The following is a 21439-nucleotide window of genomic DNA, read 5'->3' as shown; positions in this document are numbered from 1 at the left end:
AGAAAACTCTATAACTACCCTAGATTAGGTTTTGGCTTTTTGCTTGCCAAATATACCCCTACGAAAACCAGTGTCGTTGCGGCCACCTTTATTAAGGTAAGGTGGTCCTTTCCTGACATAAGGGCATATATGATGCCAACCAATGGCTGCAGATAAACAAAGGCTCCAACGGTGGAGGCCTTGAGTTGGGTCAGGGCAAAAACATTGAACAAATAAGTGGTAAAAGTGGTGCCAATAACTACAAACGCAATGGAACCATAGGCCCACAATGGCATGTTGGCCCAATCCATTTGCAGTACATCGGGGAGGGTAATGGGTAGATTAATGATAATTGCAATGGTGAACAACCACTTCATCAAAGTGAAGGGGTGGTATTTTTCAATCAGTTTTTTTACCACGATCAGGTACGCGCCATATGCTGTGGCATTTACCACAAACAAAAAGTTGCCCAATGGAATGTTGGGAGCATCATGGCGAATTTCTGCCCCAAAAAAGATAAGTCCCAGGGCTCCCAAAAAACCTAGGAGCACGCCAAGTCCCTTGTTCAAGGTAATCCGCTCGCTCAAAAACAAAGCGGACAAAATCACTACAATAATTGGAGTAATGGTGACCAAGACCGCACTATTGATTGGGGTGGAAAGTTGTAGGCCCTTAAAAAAAGAGAGCATGTTCACTACCATACCCAAAGAGGCACAGGCCAATATTCGGCCCCAATCCTTTCGTTCAATTTTTTCCTTGGGCCCAAAAATGGAGATGAGCCAAAATAGGATGGCCGCTCCGGTGACCCTCAGCAATATAAACCCAAAGGGTTTTACATACATGGGCATGACTCCCTTGGCCACGGTATGGTTAATGCCATAGATGGTTGTGGCCCCAATGGCAGCCAATATGGCGAGAGTTCTTTTGCTCATGGATGCAATGCTTCCTTGGCCGCTTGGACCGTTTTCTTGGAATTGCCCACAAAAATTTTTCCGTCAATTAGAATGACTGGTCTTTTCAAAAAGGTGTAATGCTCCAAAATCAATTCCTTATAGTCTTTTTCGGAAAGTTCTTTTTCATGGAGTCCTTTTTGACGGAACAACATGGCCTTTTTGCTGAAGAGGGATTCGTAACTTCCGGAAAGTACTTTCATCTCATCTACCTGCGCTGCCGTCATGGGCTCCGATTTAATTTCTTGAAGTTGAACCCCATCCAAAGGTTCCAATTCCTTAAGAATGCGTTGACAGGTTGAGCAACTGCCCAAGTGGTATATTTTTTTCATGATCAATGGGTGATGAATTGCCAAAGGAAATCAAAATTACACCAAAACAGATGAAGAAAAGGTAAATTCAACAGGTTTTGGGCAAGGTGTTTTATTTCTTCGCATTGTTAATTTTTGTGTATTTGTCATAGGTGTTTTCCAAATTTTAAAACTAGTTTTATCGAACCAAATGCAACCTGAATATGGAAAAATTGTTCGACATCTTACTGAAAAACAGAAAGATACTTCATGATTATCTGCATAAAACCCCACAACAGGACCTGTTCAGGATTCCTGAGGGATTCAACAATAACATTTGGTGGAACATTGCCCATGTGGTGGTTACCCCACAATTGTTGTTATACGGGTTGAGCGGGCGTGACTTTACCATAGAGAAGGATTTGATAGATAAGTACCGCAAGGGAACTTTTCCCGATGGAGAACCCTCCAAAGCGGAAATGGAAAAAATTGATGCGTATCTGTTCAGTACAATAAAACATATTCAACTGGACTATGAACACGGAAGGTTCAAAAACTTTCAGGAATACATGACCTCCCCGAAAATAGGGTTGAGCAGTGCAGAGGACGCCCTGGCCTTCAACGTTTTCCATGAAGGGCTTCACCTAGGTGCCATAATGGCTTTAAAGCATGCTTTGCAAAGGGACCGTTAGGATTTAACGGTCTTAAATTTCAAGTACTTGTTGATGTCTTCAAAAGAAAGGGTCAATACAATGGGTCCTTCGGCATAGGAGGCCACCTCATATTGGTTGTACACCATTTGGAGTCCGTTTTGGGTATAGCCCATATTTTGGGCCAAATGGAACGCATCCCCTTCGAACATAAACCCAGTGGCGTTGATGTTCCTGTCCTGAGGAATTTTTTCCTGCTCCCGGAACTGGGCTTCGGCAAATTGGGAAAATCCTTCATAGTCTTCAAACAGATCGTAGTTTTCCAATTCGGTCCCCTGTGCTTTGTCAAAATTCAAAAAAGAGGTTGAGGCATAGCCGTGGGCACCGCCAGTGAAGGAATAGGAATTCAATTTGATGGTCACAATGTTGGTATCTTCATAAACCACTTCCCCATTGATTTGGGCTTCCCAGGCCACTTCCTCCGGAAATTTTTCCTTGAGCTCTTTGTAACTGTCGGTAAAAGATGCAATGGCTTTGTCCACGCTGTCAATGGTTTGGTCCTCGCTGAAAGATAATAACGAAATAATCTCCTCCCTTAAAGACCTGTTGATGGCGGTGGCCACGGATGATTCATCCATGGCAGTGGGGATGTTGATTTCTATTGTAGGACAATCGGTGCAGTTTTCTCCTACCAATTGAAGGGTATCGAAGGTAAGTTTGCTTTCAGTTTCACAACCTACAACAAAAGCAAGTATCAAGAATACACCAAGGCATTTTTTCATGTTATGGAATTTTAGGGTCATCAAAAATAACACATCGTTGAATACGCCGAAAGATAGCGATACATTTGTAGCTAGAATTGACCCGTATGAGCAAAAAAGAGTTAAAATTCAATAGTAAGACCATACACGGTGGGCAACAGCCAGACAAGGCCTACGGTGCCGTAATGCCCCCGATATATCAAACCTCCACCTATGCCCAATCCACCCCTGGAGGACATTTGGGATATGAGTATTCCAGAAGTGCCAATCCCACCCGGACGGCTTTGGAAAATGCCTTGGCCAGTATTGAAAATGGGGAATATGGGATGGCATTCGCGAGTGGTCTCGCCGCCATTGATGCTGTTATGAAATTGTTGGAACCTGGTGATGAGGTCATTTCAACCAGTGACTTATATGGGGGTAGTTACCGACTTTTTAAGCGGGTCTATGAAAAATTCGGGATTACTTTTCGGTTTGTGGACATGGGCCATGTGAACCATATTAAGGAACAGATCAATGCCAAGACCAAGTTGGTTTGGATAGAAACACCCACCAACCCCATGATGAACATTATCGACATTAAGGCTGTGTCCGAAATCACCAAAAACCATGGTTTGTTGCTGGCCGTGGACAATACCTTTGCTACGCCGTATCTACAACGGCCATTGGACCTTGGTGCCGATATTGTGATGCATTCCGCCACCAAATATTTGGGCGGGCACAGTGATGTGGTCGTGGGAGCTTTGGTGGTAAGCGACAAGGAATTGGCGGACCGATTGTATTTTATCCAGAATGCCAGCGGTGCCGTTTGTGGCCCCATGGATAGTTTTTTAACCCTCCGGGGTATCAAAACGCTGCACGTTCGTATGCAGCGGCATTGTGAGAACGGGGAGGCCATTGCCCACTTTCTCAATAATCATCCAAAAATAGAAAAGGTGTACTGGCCAGGTTTTGAGGACCATCCCAACCACAAAGTAGCCAAGGATCAAATGAGCGGATTTGGAGGGATGATTTCCTTCGTACCCAAAGGCGGGAGCTATGAAGATGCTATAAAAATTGTGGAGAAACTGAAAATATTTACCCTTGCCGAGTCGTTAGGGGGTGTGGAAAGTTTGGCAGGCCATCCGGCCAGTATGACCCATGCGAGTATTCCCAAAGCCGAACGTGAAAAAAGCGGGGTGGTGGATGCCCTGATCCGGTTGAGTGTGGGCATTGAGGATGTGGAGGATTTGATGGACGATCTGGAACAGGCCCTAGCCTAAACATTTTGAAAAATTTATAAAAAATAAATGTTCAAATTATGGAAATAATATAATTTTGCCGTCAAATTCATAATTCACTAAAAATCACCCCAGAGCCAGCGCGAGGGGACAACTAATTTTAATCCGAATATGGAAGAAAAAATCAAAGCATTTATGGATGAGGTTAAGGCCAGAAACGGTCATGAACCAGAATTCATTCAAGCCGTGCAGGAAGTAGCGGAAACTGTGATCCCGTACATTGTTCAGCACGACATTTATCATGGGAAGAATATCCTATTGCGTATGGTGGAGCCCGAGCGATTGATTTCGTTCCGAGTGGCGTGGGTAGATGATGCAGGCGAGATTCACGTAAACCGTGGGTACCGTATCCAAATGAACTCTGCTATCGGTCCATATAAAGGTGGACTTCGTTTTCACCCGACCGTGAATGCCAGTGTATTGAAGTTCTTGGCTTTTGAACAAGTCTTCAAAAATAGTTTGACTACCCTGCCAATGGGTGGAGGTAAGGGAGGTTCCGATTTTGATCCCAAAGGAAAATCGGACGATGAGATCATGCGTTTTTGCCATGCCTTCATGACCGAGCTTTGCCGTCATATAGGCCCTAATACCGACGTTCCTGCAGGGGATATTGGGGTAGGTGCACGTGAGATCGGGTTCCTTTTCGGGATGTACAAGAAAATCCGCAATGAGTTTACAGGCGTTTTGACCGGTAAAGGTCTTTCTTGGGGTGGATCTTTGATCCGTCCGGAAGCTACTGGTTACGGAACCGTATATTTTGCCGATAGTATGCTCAAGACCAAGGGAGAATCCTTTAATGGCAAAAAGGTAGTTATTTCCGGATCAGGAAATGTGGCCCAGTATGCAGCCGAAAAAGTGCTTCAAATGGGAGGTAAGGTGTTGACGCTATCCGATTCCAGCGGTTATATTTACGATAAGGATGGTATCGATTCGGATAAGTTGGCCTTCGTTATGGACTTGAAGAACAACAAACGTGGCCGTATCTCCGAATATGCAGATAAATATGCTTCTGCTTCGTTCCATAAAGGGGAAACCCCATGGAAGGTAAGTTGTGATATTGCCCTTCCGTGTGCTACCCAAAACGAGTTGAACGGTGACGATGCTGCCATTTTGATCAAAAATGGTTGTATTGCCGTAGCCGAAGAAGCCAATATGCCTTCTACCCCAGAAGCCGTACATGCATTCCATGATGCCAAGATCTTGTTTGCGCCCGGTAAGGCCTCCAACGCCGGTGGTGTGGCCACTTCAGGTTTGGAAATGTCCCAAAACTCGCTTCGTATCAGTTGGACCCGTGAAGAGGTGGATGAACGTTTAAAGGGAATCATGGCCGGAATCCACGATGCCTGTATCCAGTACGGACAGGAAGAGGATGGATACTGCAACTATGTAAAAGGAGCCAATATTGCTGGTTTCGTAAAGGTTGCAGACGCCATGCTGGCGCAAGGCGTCATATAGTACTGACCATCTCGAATGGTTTTTGATTGGCAGTTGCCAGAAGTTGTGATTACTTTTACACTTCCGGTAACTGCTTCTTTTTTTAGCCCATGCAAGTAACGACCAAAGCCATTGTTCTATCTTCCCTAAAATATGGGGACACTAGTTTGATCGTTCGGGCCTTTACCGAATCGGATGGGTTAAAGTCCTATTTGTTGAAAGGGATCTTGGCGTCCAAAAAGGGAAAGTTGAAGCCCGCCTATTTCCTTCCTTTGATGCAATTGGAAATCGAGGCCTACCATAAGAACAAGGGCACTTTGGAAAGCATTCGGGAAGTTAAGGTGGCCGTTCCCTACATAACCCTCCATACTGATATTGTAAAAAACAGCGTAGTGCTTTTTTTGGCCGAAATGTTGGGGAATAGCATCCATGAACAAGAGAAGGACCAAAGTCTGTTCAATTATTTGGAATATAGCTTGCAATGGCTGGATGCACATGCCTTGCCGCCCGATTTTCATATTCTGTTTTTGATGAACCTGAGCAAGTTTTTGGGATTTTACCCGGACACCTCCCTGCAAGATTTGCCTTTTTTTGATCTTCAGGAAGGGGAATTTTATCCATCCCCATCTCTTAACCCATTGATTCATAGTGAAATATTGTTAGATTTTAAGAAATTTTTGGGCACGAATTTTGATGCATTAAGAACTATACAACTAACTAAGTCTAACAGGCGGGAACTCTTAAAAATGGTGATACTGTACTACCGATTGCACGTGCACGGGTTCAGGGAACCGAAGTCCCTCGCCGTATTAAATGCAGTGTTCAATTAAAATGCTCAACCTAAAACCAACCCTAACCTTCATCCTTTTTCTTTTTTCCATTGCCCTTTTTGCCCAAGAAGTAACCGTTTTGGACGCAGACACTGGTATTCCCATTGACAATATTGCCGTTTTCAACAAAGACCAATCCAAGACCGCGGTGACCGATGCCAAGGGAAAAATTGACCTGGAATTTTTTTCAGATGACGAAAAGATCACGTTCAGGCATATCAGTTATGAAACCTATGTCACCACCAAGGTACAGATTGGCAGACGCGGCAACCGGGTATACCTCCATCTAAAAACCGAGGAACTCCAAGAAGTAGTCATGTCCGTTTCCAAATGGGAGCAACAAAAAAAGCAGATTCCCCAAAAAGTAGAGACCTTGGATGATCGAAGCATAGCTTTTACCTCCCCACAGACCTCGGCCGATCTGTTGCAGAACAGTGGAAAGGTGTTTGTGCAGAAAAGTCAATTGGGGGGTGGTAGCCCCATGATCAGGGGATTTTCCACCAATCGTTTACTTCTTTCGGTAGATGGTGTTCGGATGAACAATGCCATTTTTAGGGGAGGGAACCTTCAAAACGTGATTTCCATAGATCCCTTCACCGTAAAGAAAACGGAGATCACTTTCGGCCCCGGCTCCGTAATCTACGGGAGCGATGCCATTGGTGGTGTAATGAGCTTCTACACCCAGCAGCCTCATTTTTCCTATACCGATAGTTTGGCTTTTTCAGGCAATGCCAATTACAGGCATGCCACGGCGAACAGTGAAAATACGGCACATGTCGATCTTAATTTCGGGCAGAAAAAATGGGCCTCCTATACCAGCTTTACCTATAACAATTTTGACGACCTGAAGATGGGGAAGCACGGCCCGGACTCCTATTTACGGAACAATTATGTGGTCACCGAGAATGGTGCCGATGTGCTTGTGGCGAACGATGATCCAAGAAAACAGGTTACCACGGGGTACGACCAACTCAATTTTCTTCAAAAGTTTGCTTATAGACCCAATAGCACCTGGAAGTACGATTTGGGTCTCTACTATTCCGAAACCTCAGATTATTCCAGATACGACCGTTTGATCAGGCCCAGCAAGGATGGCGAAGGACTCCGTTCCGCGGAATGGTACTATGGTCCACAGAAATGGTTCATGGGAAATTTTCAGATCATACAAAAAGGAAAGAACAAATTCTATGATGGGGTGAAACTCACCACGGCCTATCAATTTTTTGAGGAAAGTAGACACGATAGGGGCTTTCAGGATGTGGAGTTGTATTCTACCAAGGAAAAGGTGGATGCGGTTTCCGTCAACCTTGATTTTGAAAACAAAAAAATGGGCAACTTCCGTTTGTACTATGGTGCCGAATATGTGTTCAACAAAGTACATTCCGAAGGTAGCGTAAAGGATATCGAGACCGACGAAGTGGAGCGCACCGCCTCCCGTTATCCTGATGGGGCCACTTGGCAGACCTTGGCAGGATACGTGAACAGCGAGTATCAGATAAAACCCAATTTTAGTTTGTTGTCCGGAATCCGATATAGTCAGGTTTGGGTAGATGCAGAGTTTGAAAAGACCTTTTACCCCTTCCCTTTTGATGAGGCAGATATCGTAACTGGTGCCTTAACGGGCAGTTTGGGTTTCAGTTGGTTTCCATGGTCCGATTTTCAGGTGACATTGAACGGCTCCACGGGCTTTAGGGCACCCAATATTGATGACATTGGCAAAATATTCGATTCGGAGCCCGGTTCCGTGGTGGTTCCCAACCCTGATCTGGAACCCGAATATGCTTACAACGGTGAATTGGGCTTAAGAAAAAACTTCAATGATGTTTTGGTATTAAAAGGGGCGGCGTACTACACCTATTTGGTAGATGCCTTGGTGAGAAGGGATTTTAACTTCAATGGGCAAAGTGAAATTGAATACAACGGCGAGTTGAGCAATGTACAGGCCATCCAAAATGCGGCCAAGGCCTATGTATACGGGTTTGAATTGGGCCTCGAAACGTATTTTAACAAGAACCTGTCCTTAACTTCCAACCTCACCATTACCGAAGGTACTGAGGAAGATGATGATGGAGCCGACAGTCCGGCAAGGCATGCCCCGCCACTTTTTGGGGATGCCCATTTGGTTTGGCAAGATCAAAAACTAAAGGCGGATGTTTTCTTAAATTTTAATGGGGAAGTCAGCAATGCGGATTTGGCACTGTCCGAACAGAGCAAGGATTACATTTACGCCAGTGATGCCAATGGCAATCCCTATTCACCCTCATGGTATACCTTGAACTTTAGGTCGCAATACCAGATTACCAATGCGCTAAAGGCCAGTGTTGGGGTGGAGAACATTACCAACCAGCGGTATCGGATGTATTCCTCGGGCATTGTGGCCCCAGGCACCAATTTAATTTTGGGAGTGGAATACGTATTCTAAAAAACAAAGGCCCGGAATTTCCGGGCCTTTTACTTTTATTCCTTTCTGGGGTTAAATTTTAATACTGTCAATGGCCTTTTTGGCTTCTTCTTTCACCTCTTTGCCTGCCTTTTTAAGGCTGTCTATGGCCTGTTCTCCCAATTCCTTTGCTTCTTCACCCGCTTCTTTCAGCGCGTCGGCTGCATCATTGGCGGCTTCTTTTAGGTCTTTGCCAGTTTCTTCCAAAGCTTCGCTCGCTTCTTCAGATGCTTCTTTTGCCTTGTCCGAGGCCTCCTTGCAAGAGGTCAATACGGAAAAGGACATCGTAAGGGCCAGAACCCCGATTACTACTTTTTTCATCATAAAATGGTTTAGTGTTTAGGAGGATGAAGGTACAGAATTATAGGCTATTTCACTCAGGAAAGGGTATCATATTTAGGTTAAGGCTGTTAAGTGGATTCTTAGGCAATTGCGTAGCCCATAATTCCATCTAAATTTATAATTTTGCAAACTTGAAATTGAGAAGGAATAGCAGGTTATGAAGTTTGCGGAATATAAAGGATTGGATTTGCCTAAAGTATCGGAAGAAGTTCTGGACTTTTGGAAGGACAAACAAATATTTGAAAAGAGTGTTTCCACCAGGGAGGGCATGGAAAGTTATGTGTTTTATGAAGGCCCCCCTTCCGCAAATGGCATGCCCGGTATTCACCACGTAATGGCCCGTACCATAAAAGATATCTTTCCACGGTACAAGACCATGAAAGGTTTTCAAGTAAAAAGGAAGGCGGGTTGGGATACCCACGGACTTCCTATCGAAATTGGTGTGGAGAAAGAACTCGGCATCACCAAAGAGGATATCGGCAAAAAGATTTCTGTTGAAGAATATAATGCCGCCTGTAAAAAAGCGGTCATGCGCTATACCGATGTCTGGAACGACATGACAGAGAAAATTGGGTACTGGGTAGATATGGATGATCCGTATATCACCTACAAGCCCAAGTACATGGAGTCGGTTTGGTGGTTGTTGAAGCAGATTTACGACAAAGGACTTTTATACAAGGGATACACCATTCAGCCGTATTCGCCAAAAGCGGGTACCGGATTGAGCTCGCACGAGCTTAACCAACCCGGCACCTACCAAGATGTAACGGATACCACGGTTACCGCGCAGTTCAAAGCTAAAAAGGATTCACTTCCCGATTTCTTGAAGCATGTGGAGGGTGATATTTACTTCTTGGCATGGACGACCACCCCTTGGACCCTTCCATCCAACACTGCTTTAACGGTTGGGCCTAAAATCGAATACGTTCTGGTAAAGACCTTTAACCAATATACTTTCGAACCCATCAGCGTTGTCTTGGCCAAACCTTTGGTAGGTAAACAGTTCAGCGGTAAATTTTCTGCTGTTGAAACGGAGGCGGAACTGGCCGACTTCAATGAAGGAGATAAAAAAATCCCATACTGGGTTAGCCATAGTTTTTTGGGCAAGGATTTGGTGGGAATCCGCTACGAGCAATTGTTGCCTTACGCCCAACCTTATCAAAACCCTGAAAATGCCTTTAGGGTCATTGCTGGGGATTTTGTGACCACGGAAGATGGTACAGGAATCGTGCACACGGCTCCCACCTTTGGTGCGGACGATGCCTTGGCAGCCAAACAGGCCGAACCTGAAGTACCGCCAATGTTGGTCTTGGATGAGAATGGCAACCCAGTTCCATTGGTGGACCTTCAAGGAAAGTTTAGACCAGAATTGGGAGAGTTTGCTGGCAAATATGTAAAGAACGAATATTATGAAGATGGTGAGGCCCCTGAGAAATCGGTGGATGTCGAGATTGCCATCAAACTTAAGGAAGAGAACAAGGCCTTCAAGGTGGAAAAATATGTTCACAGCTACCCTAACTGCTGGCGAACCGATAAACCCATTTTGTACTATCCGTTGAACTCATGGTTCATCAAGGTAACTGATGTAAAGGATCGCATGTTCGAACTCAATCAGACCATCAACTGGAAGCCTAAGGCAACGGGTGAAGGCCGTTTTGGCAACTGGTTGGCCAATGCCAATGACTGGAACCTTTCCCGATCAAGGTATTGGGGTATTCCATTGCCTATCTGGAGAACGGAGGATGGCAAGGAAGAAATGATCATCGGTTCTGTGGAAGAGTTGAAGGCAGAAATGGCCAAAGCCGTTGAAGCTGGAGTTTTGGACAAGGATGTGTTCGCCGATTTTACGGTGGGCGATATGAGCGAGGACAATTACGACAAAATTGACCTGCACAAAAATATAGTGGATGGCATCACCTTGGTTTCGCCAAGTGGTCAACCCATGAAAAGGGAAACCGATTTGATCGATGTTTGGTTCGATAGTGGCTCCATGCCCTATGCACAATGGCATTACCCTTTTGAAAACAAAGAGTTGATCGATGATGGCATTGCCTTTCCGGCCAATTTTATTGCCGAAGGGGTAGACCAAACGCGTGGATGGTTCTATACCCTACATGCCATTGCCACCATGGTGTTTGATAGCATTGCCTACCAAAATGTGGTCTCCAATGGATTGGTACTTGATAAGGAAGGCAAGAAAATGTCCAAACGATTGGGGAATGCCGTAGATCCCTTTGAGGTATTGCCGGAACATGGAGCGGATGCCACCCGTTGGTACATGATTTCCAACGCTAACCCATGGGACAACCTAAAATTTGATATTGATGGAATTGTTGAAGTAAAGCGTAAGTTCTTCGGAACCCTTTACAATACATACTCCTTTATGGCCCTGTATGCCAATATAGATGAGTTCAGTTATGCCGAGGCGGATATTCCTTTGGTGGATAGGCCGGAGATAGATCAATGGATCTTGTCCGAGCTCCACACCTTGATCAAAAATGTGGATGAAGCTTATGCCGATTATGAAGCCACTAGGGCGGCTCGAATGATTTCTGATTTTGTTCAGGAAAATTTGAGTAACTGGTATGTGCGTTTGAGCAGGAGACGTTTCTGGAAGGGAGATTACCAACAGGATAAGATTTCCGCCTACCAAACACTCTACACCTGCCTCATTACTGTCGCTAAACTGTCGGCACCTGTTGCCCCGTTCTTTATGGATCGGTTGTACAAGGATTTGGATGCCGTGACAGGCAAGGAAGGCTTTGAAAGCGTGCACTTGGCAGAGTTTCCAGTGTATGACCCTAACATGGTCAACCAAAAATTGGAACGGAAGATGCAGTTGGCACAAAAGATTTCTTCTTTGGTGCTTTCCATCCGTCAAAAGGAAAAGATCAAGGTACGCCAGCCGTTGCAAAAAATTATGATCCCAGTGTTGGATTCCCAACAGAAGTTGGACATTGAAGCGGTTTCCAATTTGATCAGATCCGAGGTGAACGTGAAGGAAATTCAGTTGTTGGACGATGCCTCTGGAATATTGGTGAAGCAAATAAAACCTAATTTTAAGGTCTTGGGCCCGAAATTTGGTAAGGATATGAAAGCCATTGCCGCCATGGTAGCGCAAATGGGTCAGGAGGATATCCAAAAAATGGAACGTAACGGAGAATTAACACTCCAATTGGAAAATAAAACCGTTAATTTACAGTTAGGCGATGTAGAGATCAGCTCCCAGGATATTGAAGGATGGTTGGTGGCAAGCTCGGGCCCGTTAACGGTTGCCTTGGATGTGACCATTGACGAAACCTTGAAAAATGAAGGAATTGCAAGGGAGCTTGTGAACAGGATCCAGAACCTTCGCAAGGAATCCGGATTTGAGGTGACCGATAAGATTGACATCAAAATATTGAAGGACGGCTTTGTGGAAAGTGCTATATACAGCAACGAGGAGTATATCAAGACCGAGACCTTGACCGCAGAGCTCAACATTGAAGAAAAATTAGAGGAAGGCGTAGCAATAGCCTTTGATGAAGTGAATACAAAATTGTTTATTCAAAAGCATTAACCATGGAAGAAGAACTAAAAGTAAGATACTCAGACAAAGAGTTGGATGAATTCAGGACCTTGATCGAGGAAAAAATGGAGAAGGCAAAAAGTCATTTGGAACTTTTGAAGAGCTCTTATATGAACGATGGAAACAATGGAACCGATGATACTTCCCCAACCTTTAAAGCTTTCGAGGAAGGTTCGGAGACCATGAGCAAGGAAGCCAATACCCAGTTGGCCATACGTCAGGAAAAATTCATCAGGGACCTTAAAAATGCTTTGATGCGAATAGAGAATAAAACCTATGGCATTTGCCGTGTGACCGGTAAGCTCATCAACAAGGAGCGTTTGAAATTGGTTCCACATGCGACCTTGAGCATAGAGGCGAAAAACATGCAGAAATAATAAAAACGCCTTAGGGCGTTTTTTGCTTATGAAGGGATCGGTAACCATATTGTTAATGTTCGCCATGCTGTCCATGAACGGACAAAAATTGGTAAAAAAAGCATTTATGGATTCTAGGATAGACTTCATCCAGATAGATTCGGAATATTGTTACCATATCGATCTAAAGACTTCACGGACCGATGAGGTAAAGGTGTCGGCCAGTATGGAAGGGGAGTATGCCAAGGATTTGTTGATCGCCATTGAGGAAACAGGTACCACTGCCTTGATCAGTGCCGGTTTTCAACCCCTGTTCATTGATCCTAACGATAAGCTCAGTGCCCACAAAGTGGTTTCCATATCCTTGGAAATCAGTGTGCCGGAATTTAAGAGTGTTGCCGTTTATGGAACCAATTGTGATGTAAGGGTGTCGGGCAACTATGAAAATCTGAATGTTACACTTTCGGACGGTAGATGCACCTTGGAGAATGTTACGGAAACCGTTGAGGTGGTCACTCAAAAAGGGGACATTTGGCTTACGGCTCCCAGTGGGGACATTTTGGCCGAAAGCTCCTATGGGCAAGTGGAACAGGAAACCATACCCTTTGGGAACGATCAATTTGTGTTAAAGACCGTTGAGGGCAATATCCATCTTAGGAAAACAAAATAATATCTATATTTTTGCAACCGCTTTACTAACAAGATGAGTTTAAAAAAATCCCTTTTCATCATCGTTTTGCTTCTTTTGGTAGATCAATTGAGCAAGATTTACATCAAAACCCATTTTATTTTGGGAGAATCCCATGATGTGTTCGGATGGTTCAAGATCCTGTTCATTGAAAATGAAGGAGCGGCATGGGGGACCAAGTTGAGCGATCTTTTGCCCATCTCAGAACCTGCGGGGAAGTTGATCTTGACGATTTTCAGGATTTTTGCCGTTTTCGGTATTGGGTATTGGTTGTGGGATATCATCAAAAAACAGTCTACCCGGACCTTGATCTTGGCAGTTTCACTCATTTTTGCCGGAGCTATGGGCAATATCATCGATTCTGTATTTTATGGATTGATCTTTGATCATAGCAATGGGCAAGTGGCCACTTTGTTCTCTAGTGATCCTTATGGCAGTTTGTTTCACGGCAAGGTGGTGGACATGCTCTATTTTCCTTTGATCGATACCACCTGGCCCGATTGGGTTCCCTCCTTGGGTGGGAATAGGTTCCGTTTCTTTGAGCCCGTATTCAACATTGCGGATACGGCGATCAGCACAGGGGTGGGTATTTTGATCGTTTTCAATAAAAAAGCATTTCCAAAGAACACTGAAGAAAAGGGGAAAGAAGAGGAAGTGGTCGATCAGAATGCGTAGACCTTGTTCGGGGTAACGCAGTAATCCAGTTTTATATCGTTTTCATGTACATCCGTGATCAGGTCCTCTTCGGCCTGAAAAAAGGAAAGTCCAATTTTAAGGGTCTGCTTGGGGCATTTCTGCAAAAAATTGTCATAGAACCCTTTACCATACCCTACACGGTTTCCTTGTATATCAAAAGCCAATAAAGGCACAAACACTACATCAATTTTATCTTCGGGTACTAGGAAGCCATCAACAGGTTCTGGAATGCCCCAACTATTTATTTTCAGGGATGTACTATCGGTAAGGAGATAATGCTCCATAGTGGTGTTGCCGGAAATTTTAGGGACAATAACATGTTTGTCCTTTCCTTGGAGTAAGGTTATCAGAGGAAGTGTATCCACTTCATTTTTCTCCTCGATGCTTAAAAAGGTATGGAAATAAAAAAAATCCCAGATTGGGATTTGGAGTACATGATTGGCTAAAATCAAACTTAAATCCGAGGCTTTAGGAGGAGTAATTTCAGCTCTCAGATCTTTATATTTTTTTCTTAGGTCATGTTTCAACATTAAATGTTGAAGATTTAGGGGTTGTTTGGGGAAACAGTTATTTATTCTCCTTTTGTTGCCACGGAGAAAAAGATTTTGAAGAACAGCATCAAAATCAAGTACATTCCCAAAACGATTACATAGTTTTCCATAGGATTGTAATTATAGTTTTAAATGTATGTAAAACAATTTAAAAATCCACCATGAAATGCAGATTTTATCGATGAAATACATCATTTTTTGCAACAGTTTAACATTTTAGGCCGTGTATCGGTCCTTTGACTGGGGGTTTTCCATAGTTTTTCTGGGGGGAAACCATAATTCGGTATCATTTCAGGGAATCGTATAAAAATCTGGTACAGTGCACATTCCAAATTACTTTTACCCAAACTTGATTCATATCAATACAAACTGGCAATAGATCAAGTTTAACAAGAAACACTAGTTTTAAACCATAACTTTGTGTAAAATCGAATCGGACCATTTTCAAAAGGCTATATGTCCAACCCTACAACCATTGCCGTACAGCTCAGTGCCCTTCCCGATAACCCTGGGGTTTACCAATTTTATGACAAGGAAGGAAAGATTCTTTATGTGGGAAAAGCCAAAAACCTTAAAAAAAGGGTTTCTTCCTATTTCAATAAAACCCAGGAGTACGGTAAAACAAGGGTCCTGGTCAAAAAAATCCAGACCATCAACCATATTGTAGTACCTACCGAGTCGGATGCCCTGCTCTTGGAAAACAACCTGATCAAAAAACTGCAACCGCGGTACAATGTGATGTTGAAGGACGACAAATCCTATCCATGGATCTGCATTAAAAAAGAAAGGTTCCCAAGGGTATTCCCTACACGAAAGTTGATCAAGGACGGTTCGGAGTATTTTGGCCCTTATACCAGTATGAAAACGGTCAGGACGCTTTTGGAACTTGTTAAAAGCCTCTACCCCTTGCGTACCTGCAACTATGACCTTTCCGAAGAAAAAATTGAAGGGGGCAAATACAAAGTCTGTCTGGAATATCATTTGGGAAATTGTTTGGGCCCGTGTGAAGGATTTCAAACGGAACAGGAGTATCATGCCCAGATCGAGGACATCCGACAGATCATTAAGGGAAACTTGAGGGATTCTTTACAATCCTTCAGACAGCAAATGAAAGATCTTGCCGATAAAATGGAGTTTGAAAAGGCACAGCGTGTAAAGGATAAGATCGATATTTTGGAAAATTACCAGGCTAAGTCAACCGTGGTGAATCCCAAGATTAACAATGTGGATGTGTTCACCATCATTTCGGACGAGACCCATGCATATGTAAACTTTCTGCAACTTTCCCATGGCTCCATTGTAAGGTCCCATACGTTGGAAATAAAAAAGAAATTGGAAGAAACGGACGAAGACCTGTTGCAATTGGCCATTACGGAGATCAGACAACGATTCCATTCCAAATCCAAGGAAATCTATTTGCAGATGCCAGTGGCCGTGGAGGACAATATAAAGGTCACCTTGCCCAAATTGGGGGACAAGCACAAAATTTTGGAACTCTCCGAAAGAAATGCAAGGTTCTATCGGCAGGATAAATTGAAACAGATCAAGATCACCGATCCCAATCGGCATACTAATCGCATTATGTCGCAAATGAAAGCGGATCTTAGACTTTCAGTGGAACCCAGGCATATTGAATGTTTTGACAACTCCAATATTCAAGGAAGCAATCCTGTTTCGGCATGTGTGGTTTTTAAGGATGGCAAACCTTCAAAAAAAGATTATAGGCATTTTAACATTAAGACCGTGGAAGGGCCTGATGACTTTGCCAGTATGGAGGAGGTAGTCCACAGAAGATACAAGCGTTTGTTGGCAGAGGACGAACCTCTACCGCAATTGATTGTAATCGATGGCGGAAAGGGACAATTGTCCTCCGCGCTTAAAAGTTTGGATGTTTTGGGTCTTCGGGGCAAAATTGCCATTATCGGGATTGCCAAAAGATTGGAGGAGATTTATTTCCCGGAAGATCCAGTCCCACTTTATTTGGATAAAAGATCGGAAACCTTAAAGATCATACAACAGTTAAGGAACGAGGCCCACCGTTTTGGGATTACCCACCACAGGAACAAGAGGAGTAAGGGAGCTATAAATACCGAATTGGAGGGTATTGAAGGCGTTGGGGAAAAAACCGCGGAGCAATTGTTGAAAAACTTTAAATCCGTTAAACGAATAAAAGAAGCTTCGTTGGAAAGTCTCGCTGAATCTGTGGGCATGGCGAAAGCGAAGAAAATCTATAAATCATTTCATTAGTCACTATGTGTAACAGGAAAACCGTTAGTATGATCATATGCTCTTTAATAGGAGTGTTTGGAATGGCCCAGTCCACAACTCAGGAAGCCCCGCCCAAGGTAGGATTGGTGCTCAGTGGTGGTGGTGCCAAAGGGTTGGCACATATTGGCGCATTAAAGGTGATCGAGGAGGCGGGGATCAAGGTGGATTACATCGGGGGCACCAGCATGGGGGCCATAGTAGGGGCCCTATATGCCTCGGGATATTCCGCCAAGGAATTGGATTCTATTTTCAGGAAGACCAACTTTAGCGATCTCATTCAGGACAATGTACCGCGTAGTGCCAAGAATTTTTATGAGAAAGAGGATTCCGAACGCTATGCCCTTACCTTGCCCTTTACGGATTTTAAAGTGAGTTTTCCCCAAGCCATTTCAGGAGGCCAAAACATCTACAATATGTTGGTGCAATTACTTTTCCATGTAAAGGATGTTCAGGATTTTGCCAAATTGCCCATACCCTTTTTATGTGTGGCCACCAATGTGGAGACAGGGGAACAGGTGCTGTTGGATCATGGATATTTACCCGAGGCCATTGTGGCCAGTGGAACTTTTCCGTCCCTTTTTGAACCATCGGAAATTGACGGGGATATACTGATCGATGGTGGGGTAGTAAACAATTATCCGATAGACCAAGTAAGGGCCATGGGGGCAGATATTGTCATTGGGGTGGATGTGCAGCACGATCTTTCCACAAGGGAGTCCCTGTCCTCGGCCACGGAAATTTTGTTGCAGATCAACAATTATCGCACCGTTAACGACATGAAAAAGAAGTCTGCCCAAACGGATGTCTACATTCGGCCTGATATAGACCAGTTTTCGGTAATCGATTTTGATCGGGGCAAGGCCATTGTGGAAAGCGGGGAAAAGGCAACTAGGACCAAATTGGGAGAATTGGAAAAAATAGCTGCTACCCAACACTATGTACCAAAGGCAAAAAAACGTATTCCGGTAATGGATAGTTTGACCATCAACCGTATGCTCATTGAGGGAAACGATCGCTATACGAGGGGATATATCAAAGGAAAATTAAGGTTCAATCTAGCGGAAAAAATTGCCTTTGAGGACCTAAAACAGGGCATAAACAACCTATCGGCCACCGGAAACTTCAAGGCAATCCGATATGACTTGGTTTCCAATGGATTGGGAACGGACCTAATCTTAAAAATTAAGGAAAATCCGAACAAAATGTTCGTAAAAGTGTCCGCGCATTATGATGATCTCTATAAAAGTGCAGCCTTGTTCAACCTTACCAAGAAGAACTTCTTGATGAAGGATGATGTGGCCTCTTTTGATTTTATTTTGGGCGACCATATTCGATACAATATGCAATACTATCTGGATAAAGGATATTATTGGAGCTTTGGGATCAATTCCAAGTTCACCGATTTTAACTCTGAGGTTGATTTTTCATTGATTCGGGGAAATTTCAATGTACCGGACGACCCCAATATCAGAAGGATAAATATGGACGTTACGGACCTGACCAACCAGATTTATCTCCAAACGGTGTTACAGGAAGAATTTGCCTTTACCATTGGAGCGGAGCATAAATTTTTACGGTATTCTACCAGGACCTTGGGTCAGGGGACCGATGCGGGGGCAACGTTGACCGATGATGATGGGAGGACCACTTTTGAGAGATCTAACTATTTCAACGCATTTTCCAAAATAACGTTGGATACCTATGATGACAAATATTTTCCGACCAAAGGGCTTTTATTTGACAGTGATTTTCATGTTTACCTTTTCTCCTCGGACTATAACCAGAATTTTAGGGAATTTTCAATAGCCAAGGCCAAACTTGGGACGACCATCCCCATTTTGCACAATCTTAGCTTTAACTTGGAAGCTGAGGGAGGTGTTAAGTTGGGAACTTCGGATGTAACTTCGTTCGATTTTGTACTTGGGGGATTTGGGAACGATTTTGTGAACAATTTTGTACCCTTCTTCGGATATGATTTTCTCAGCATTCCAGGGAACAGCTTTGTAAAGGCATATGGTCGTATCGATTACCGTGTAGCACCCAAACACCACTTCATGTTCACTACCAACTTTGCCAACGTGGCGGATGATCTTTTCCGTACGGGAGATTGGTTCGCCGAGCCAACTTTTTCGGGTTATGGAGTGGGTTACGGATTTGAATCTTTTATCGGCCCGATACAGATTTACTATTCTTGGTCGCCCGAGATAAAAAATGACAGTATTTTCTTTAGTGTGGGCTTCTGGTTTTGATCACGGTAGATGTACCAAATCCCTTGGATTTCTTAATAATTTGCCAAAAAAACATTCAAAAAGGATCAATTTATAGGGGGTTAAGTTAAAGTCCGTTAAAAACTGAATTTCCTACAAAAGCGTGGCGTATATTTGTCTCAGATAAGGGGTGGTTCCCTTATAACTTTAAGTATTGGTTTTTCATAATTTAAAGTTTGGTTGGTTATTTAGGAAAAGCCCAGTTTTAAGACTGGGCTTTTTTTATTTATACTATTTTGGAATAAGATTTGTTTAAGTATATGTAAACCAGATGGCCCCAACATCGTTTTTGCTAATTTTATACGCATAAAATTGACTATGAAAAGACTGCTGCCCTTATTGTTTGTGCTTTCGGTGTTTTCCCTTATGGGGCAAAAATCCACACCTGCTTTTAAGAATGGGGAATGGCTCAAGTTCAGGATACATTACGGGATCCTGAATGCCAGCTATGCTACTATGCACCTTACTTCCGAGACGTTGGACAGTGTCCCCGTGTACCATGTTGTGGGCAAGGGTAAGACCACGGGTTTCGCCAGTATCTTTTTTAAGGTGGATGATACTTACGAGAGCTATTTTGGTCGCCGAAATGGAAGGCCTTACAAATTTATTCGAAAGATTGATGAAGGAGGCTATACCAAAGATATGCAGATCGATTTTGATTATGAAACCCGCAATGCCGTGCTTAAAGATCATAAAAATGGCACGCAACAAGAATTTCCGATCCATAATGGGGTACAAGACCTTATTTCGGCCTCTTATTTTTTAAGAAGCAACTACAATCTGGAAGAATTTGTGGAAGGCCAGTCCATTGATCTGGACATGCTTTTTGATGATGATGGGATGTTCAAATTCCAGTTGAAATATTTAGGAAAAGAAATCTTAAAGACCAAGTTTGGCAAAGTGGAATGTCTTAAATTTAGACCGTTGGTTCAATCGGGCCGCGTTTTTAAGGAAAAGGAGAGTTTGACCCTATGGGTGTCCAACGATTTGAACAAAATTCCCATTCGCATAAAGGCAGATTTGGCAGTGGGATCTTTAAAAGCCGACCTTGAAGCCTACAATGGATTAAGGAACCAATTCAAAATTATCATGAACTAGCGCAGATCGGCATTGATGAAGCAGGATCCCAAAATTCAGTCCCAAATCAACAAACTTGAAGAAAAGTACAAAAACTCGGGTCAAGACCTGAGCTCTTATCTTGATGGTCTGCTTTACCAACGCTATCTCACTTATTGGGATTACATCCATCTGGACACCCTTCTGAGCCTTCAGGTGCCCAGGACCCATTTTCCGGATGAGGAAATCTTTATCATGTACCATCAGATCACCGAGCTTTATTTTAAGCTGATCCTGCACGAACAAAAGCAGATAGTGGAAGATCGCTCACAGGACCTTACTTTCTTCATTGAAAAGGTGAGAAGGATCAATAGTTATTTTAAGGCACTGATCTCCTCCTTCAGTATTATGATCAAAGGGATGGAGAGGGAACAATTTCTTCGGTACCGGATGGCCCTTTTGCCAGCTAGTGGGTTCCAGTCGGCCCAATACAGAATGATCGAAATCTATGCCACCCCATTGGAAAATATGTTGCATTTTACCGAGCGGAGCAACTTTTCCGGAGTGGACACGATTGAAGATCTTTTTGAACACGTATATTGGAAGAAAGGGGCTACCGATCTTAAAACCGGTGAAAAGACCTTGACCTTGAAACAGTTCGAGACAAGGTATACCCCACGGTTGTTGAGAATAGCCAACCAGGTGAAGAACAGTACAATATACCAAAAATACTTGCAACTTCCGGACGAGTCCAAAAACAATGAAGAGCTGATCGATTCATTAAAGCAATTGGATATGAATGCCAATGTAAATTGGCCTTTGATGCATATGGGATCTGCCTATAGGTATTTGGCAAAGGAAGGTAAGGATGTGGAGGCAACAGGGGGCACAAATTGGAAACAGTATTTGCCGCCCAGTTTTCAGAAAATAATATTTTTCCCAACTTTGTATTCAGAATATGAACTGGATACATGGGGAAAAGAGTGGGTAGATCATATTTTTAATCCAGAGAACAAGGAATACAAGGAATAAA

The 21439-nt window shown here is 43.5% G+C and carries 18 protein-coding genes; 13 read left to right on the top strand and 5 right to left on the bottom strand.

The genetic code is table 11. The features are described from left to right. Positions 1 to 14 precede the first annotated feature (14 nt). Both GTK07_RS01020 and GTK07_RS01015 read right to left on the bottom strand, forming a co-directional pair. Complete coding sequence (locus GTK07_RS01020; protein WP_163632022.1) at positions 15 to 911, bottom strand: DMT family transporter; 897 nt, start codon at positions 909 to 911, stop codon at positions 15 to 17. After that, entirely contained in the window at positions 908 to 1261 is a 354-nt protein-coding gene (locus GTK07_RS01015) for an arsenate reductase family protein (RefSeq protein WP_163632020.1), read from the bottom strand. Before GTK07_RS01015 ends, GTK07_RS01020 begins: the two co-directional genes overlap by 4 nt. 182 nt (positions 1262 to 1443) lie before the next feature. On the opposite strand from GTK07_RS01015, the gene GTK07_RS01010 reads away from it, so the two are divergent. After that, positions 1444 to 1911, top strand: coding sequence for a DinB family protein (locus tag GTK07_RS01010; RefSeq protein ID WP_163632017.1), 468 nt, complete (start codon positions 1444 to 1446; stop codon positions 1909 to 1911). On the opposite strand, the gene GTK07_RS01005 is transcribed toward GTK07_RS01010, so the two are convergent. Then, on the bottom strand, positions 1908 to 2651 hold the full coding sequence (locus GTK07_RS01005) for a DUF3298 and DUF4163 domain-containing protein (RefSeq protein WP_163632014.1): 744 nt from the start codon (positions 2649 to 2651) through the stop codon (positions 1908 to 1910). The genes GTK07_RS01010 and GTK07_RS01005 overlap by 4 nt on opposite strands. An 86-nt stretch (positions 2652 to 2737) precedes the next feature. On the opposite strand from GTK07_RS01005, the gene GTK07_RS01000 reads away from it, so the two are divergent. The 4 genes from GTK07_RS01000 to GTK07_RS00985 all read left to right on the top strand — a co-directional run bounded on the left by GTK07_RS01000 (position 2738) and on the right by GTK07_RS00985 (position 8596). Then, the gene (locus GTK07_RS01000) at positions 2738 to 3892 is read left to right on the top strand and encodes a cystathionine gamma-synthase (RefSeq protein WP_163632011.1); all 1155 of its coding nucleotides are present in this window, start codon (positions 2738 to 2740) and stop codon (positions 3890 to 3892) included. A gap of 129 nt (positions 3893 to 4021) precedes the next feature. Continuing rightward, positions 4022 to 5365: an NADP-specific glutamate dehydrogenase gene (gene gdhA, locus GTK07_RS00995; protein ID WP_163632009.1), complete on the top strand. Its 1344-nt coding sequence runs from the start codon at positions 4022 to 4024 to the stop codon at positions 5363 to 5365. 89 nt (positions 5366 to 5454) lie between these two features. Next, a complete protein-coding gene (recO, locus tag GTK07_RS00990; RefSeq protein WP_163632006.1) occupies positions 5455 to 6174 on the top strand; it encodes a DNA repair protein RecO in 720 nt (239 codons plus the stop codon). A 1-nt stretch (position 6175) separates the two neighbouring features. Further along, positions 6176 to 8596, top strand: a complete 2421-nt coding sequence (locus tag GTK07_RS00985; RefSeq protein WP_163632003.1) for a TonB-dependent receptor — start codon at positions 6176 to 6178, stop codon at positions 8594 to 8596. 51 nt (positions 8597 to 8647) lie between these two features. Here the strand turns inward: GTK07_RS00985 and GTK07_RS00980 are convergent, their stop codons facing one another. Beyond that, a complete protein-coding gene (locus tag GTK07_RS00980) occupies positions 8648 to 8938 on the bottom strand; it encodes a hypothetical protein (RefSeq protein WP_163632000.1) in 291 nt (96 codons plus the stop codon). A gap of 175 nt (positions 8939 to 9113) precedes the next feature. Between GTK07_RS00980 and ileS the strand changes: the two genes are divergently transcribed. From ileS to GTK07_RS00960, 4 genes are read left to right on the top strand one after another with little or no spacing between them, the layout of a single operon-like run. Beyond that, positions 9114 to 12515, top strand: a complete 3402-nt coding sequence (gene ileS / locus GTK07_RS00975; protein WP_163631997.1) for an isoleucine--tRNA ligase — start codon at positions 9114 to 9116, stop codon at positions 12513 to 12515. Between the two features lie 2 nt (positions 12516 to 12517). Then, positions 12518 to 12901: a TraR/DksA family transcriptional regulator gene (locus tag GTK07_RS00970; protein WP_163631994.1), complete on the top strand. Its 384-nt coding sequence runs from the start codon at positions 12518 to 12520 to the stop codon at positions 12899 to 12901. Between the two features lie 28 nt (positions 12902 to 12929). Next, the gene (locus GTK07_RS00965) at positions 12930 to 13550 is read left to right on the top strand and encodes a DUF4097 family beta strand repeat-containing protein (protein WP_163631991.1); all 621 of its coding nucleotides are present in this window, start codon (positions 12930 to 12932) and stop codon (positions 13548 to 13550) included. Positions 13551 to 13583: 33 nt separating this feature from the next. After that, entirely contained in the window at positions 13584 to 14243 is a 660-nt protein-coding gene (locus GTK07_RS00960) for a lipoprotein signal peptidase (protein WP_163631988.1), read from the top strand. Here GTK07_RS00960 and GTK07_RS00955 read toward each other — a convergent pair. Next, a complete protein-coding gene (locus tag GTK07_RS00955; RefSeq protein ID WP_163631985.1) occupies positions 14231 to 14794 on the bottom strand; it encodes a 5-formyltetrahydrofolate cyclo-ligase in 564 nt (187 codons plus the stop codon). The genes GTK07_RS00960 and GTK07_RS00955 overlap by 13 nt on opposite strands. Before the next feature lie 477 nt (positions 14795 to 15271). Here GTK07_RS00955 and uvrC point away from each other — a divergent pair, with 477 nt between their 5' ends. The 4 genes from uvrC (at position 15272) to GTK07_RS00935 (ending at position 21438) form a co-directional block, all read left to right on the top strand. Continuing rightward, positions 15272 to 17062: an excinuclease ABC subunit UvrC gene (gene uvrC, locus GTK07_RS00950; RefSeq protein WP_163631982.1), complete on the top strand. Its 1791-nt coding sequence runs from the start codon at positions 15272 to 15274 to the stop codon at positions 17060 to 17062. Positions 17063 to 17091: 29 nt separating this feature from the next. Then, the gene (locus tag GTK07_RS00945) at positions 17092 to 19332 is read left to right on the top strand and encodes a patatin-like phospholipase family protein (RefSeq protein ID WP_235932403.1); all 2241 of its coding nucleotides are present in this window, start codon (positions 17092 to 17094) and stop codon (positions 19330 to 19332) included. A gap of 336 nt (positions 19333 to 19668) precedes the next feature. Continuing rightward, positions 19669 to 20448 carry a DUF3108 domain-containing protein gene (locus tag GTK07_RS00940; RefSeq protein WP_163631977.1) on the top strand — a complete coding sequence of 260 codons (780 nt, stop codon included), beginning with the start codon at positions 19669 to 19671 and terminating at the stop codon, positions 20446 to 20448. 15 nt (positions 20449 to 20463) lie between these two features. Continuing rightward, positions 20464 to 21438, top strand: a complete 975-nt coding sequence (locus tag GTK07_RS00935) for a tryptophan 2,3-dioxygenase family protein (protein WP_163631974.1) — start codon at positions 20464 to 20466, stop codon at positions 21436 to 21438. Position 21439: the final 1 nt, after the last annotated feature.

Origin of the sequence: Flagellimonas sediminis (assembly GCF_010500845.1) — a bacterium.
GTDB lineage: Bacteria > Bacteroidota > Bacteroidia > Flavobacteriales > Flavobacteriaceae > Flagellimonas > Flagellimonas sediminis.
Note: the sequence above shows the minus strand (reverse complement) of the source record. Positions and strands in the feature narration are given on the sequence as shown.

Coding starts and splice junctions, on each gene's coding strand:
- GTK07_RS00965 (WP_163631991.1), top strand. CDS start 12,930: ATGAAGGGATCGGTAACCATATTGTTAATGTTCGCCATGCTGTCCATG.
- ileS (WP_163631997.1), top strand. CDS start 9,114: ATGAAGTTTGCGGAATATAAAGGATTGGATTTGCCTAAAGTATCGGAA.
- GTK07_RS00945 (WP_235932403.1), top strand. CDS start 17,092: ATGATCATATGCTCTTTAATAGGAGTGTTTGGAATGGCCCAGTCCACA.
- GTK07_RS01010 (WP_163632017.1), top strand. CDS start 1,444: ATGGAAAAATTGTTCGACATCTTACTGAAAAACAGAAAGATACTTCAT.
- gdhA (WP_163632009.1), top strand. CDS start 4,022: ATGGAAGAAAAAATCAAAGCATTTATGGATGAGGTTAAGGCCAGAAAC.
- GTK07_RS00960 (WP_163631988.1), top strand. CDS start 13,584: ATGAGTTTAAAAAAATCCCTTTTCATCATCGTTTTGCTTCTTTTGGTA.
- GTK07_RS01015 (WP_163632020.1), bottom strand. CDS start 1,261: ATGAAAAAAATATACCACTTGGGCAGTTGCTCAACCTGTCAACGCATT.
- GTK07_RS01000 (WP_163632011.1), top strand. CDS start 2,738: ATGAGCAAAAAAGAGTTAAAATTCAATAGTAAGACCATACACGGTGGG.
- uvrC (WP_163631982.1), top strand. CDS start 15,272: ATGTCCAACCCTACAACCATTGCCGTACAGCTCAGTGCCCTTCCCGAT.
- GTK07_RS01005 (WP_163632014.1), bottom strand. CDS start 2,651: ATGAAAAAATGCCTTGGTGTATTCTTGATACTTGCTTTTGTTGTAGGT.
- GTK07_RS00955 (WP_163631985.1), bottom strand. CDS start 14,794: ATGTTGAAACATGACCTAAGAAAAAAATATAAAGATCTGAGAGCTGAA.
- GTK07_RS01020 (WP_163632022.1), bottom strand. CDS start 911: ATGAGCAAAAGAACTCTCGCCATATTGGCTGCCATTGGGGCCACAACC.
- GTK07_RS00935 (WP_163631974.1), top strand. CDS start 20,464: ATGAAGCAGGATCCCAAAATTCAGTCCCAAATCAACAAACTTGAAGAA.
- GTK07_RS00970 (WP_163631994.1), top strand. CDS start 12,518: ATGGAAGAAGAACTAAAAGTAAGATACTCAGACAAAGAGTTGGATGAA.
- recO (WP_163632006.1), top strand. CDS start 5,455: ATGCAAGTAACGACCAAAGCCATTGTTCTATCTTCCCTAAAATATGGG.
- GTK07_RS00940 (WP_163631977.1), top strand. CDS start 19,669: ATGAAAAGACTGCTGCCCTTATTGTTTGTGCTTTCGGTGTTTTCCCTT.
- GTK07_RS00980 (WP_163632000.1), bottom strand. CDS start 8,938: ATGATGAAAAAAGTAGTAATCGGGGTTCTGGCCCTTACGATGTCCTTT.
- GTK07_RS00985 (WP_163632003.1), top strand. CDS start 6,176: ATGCTCAACCTAAAACCAACCCTAACCTTCATCCTTTTTCTTTTTTCC.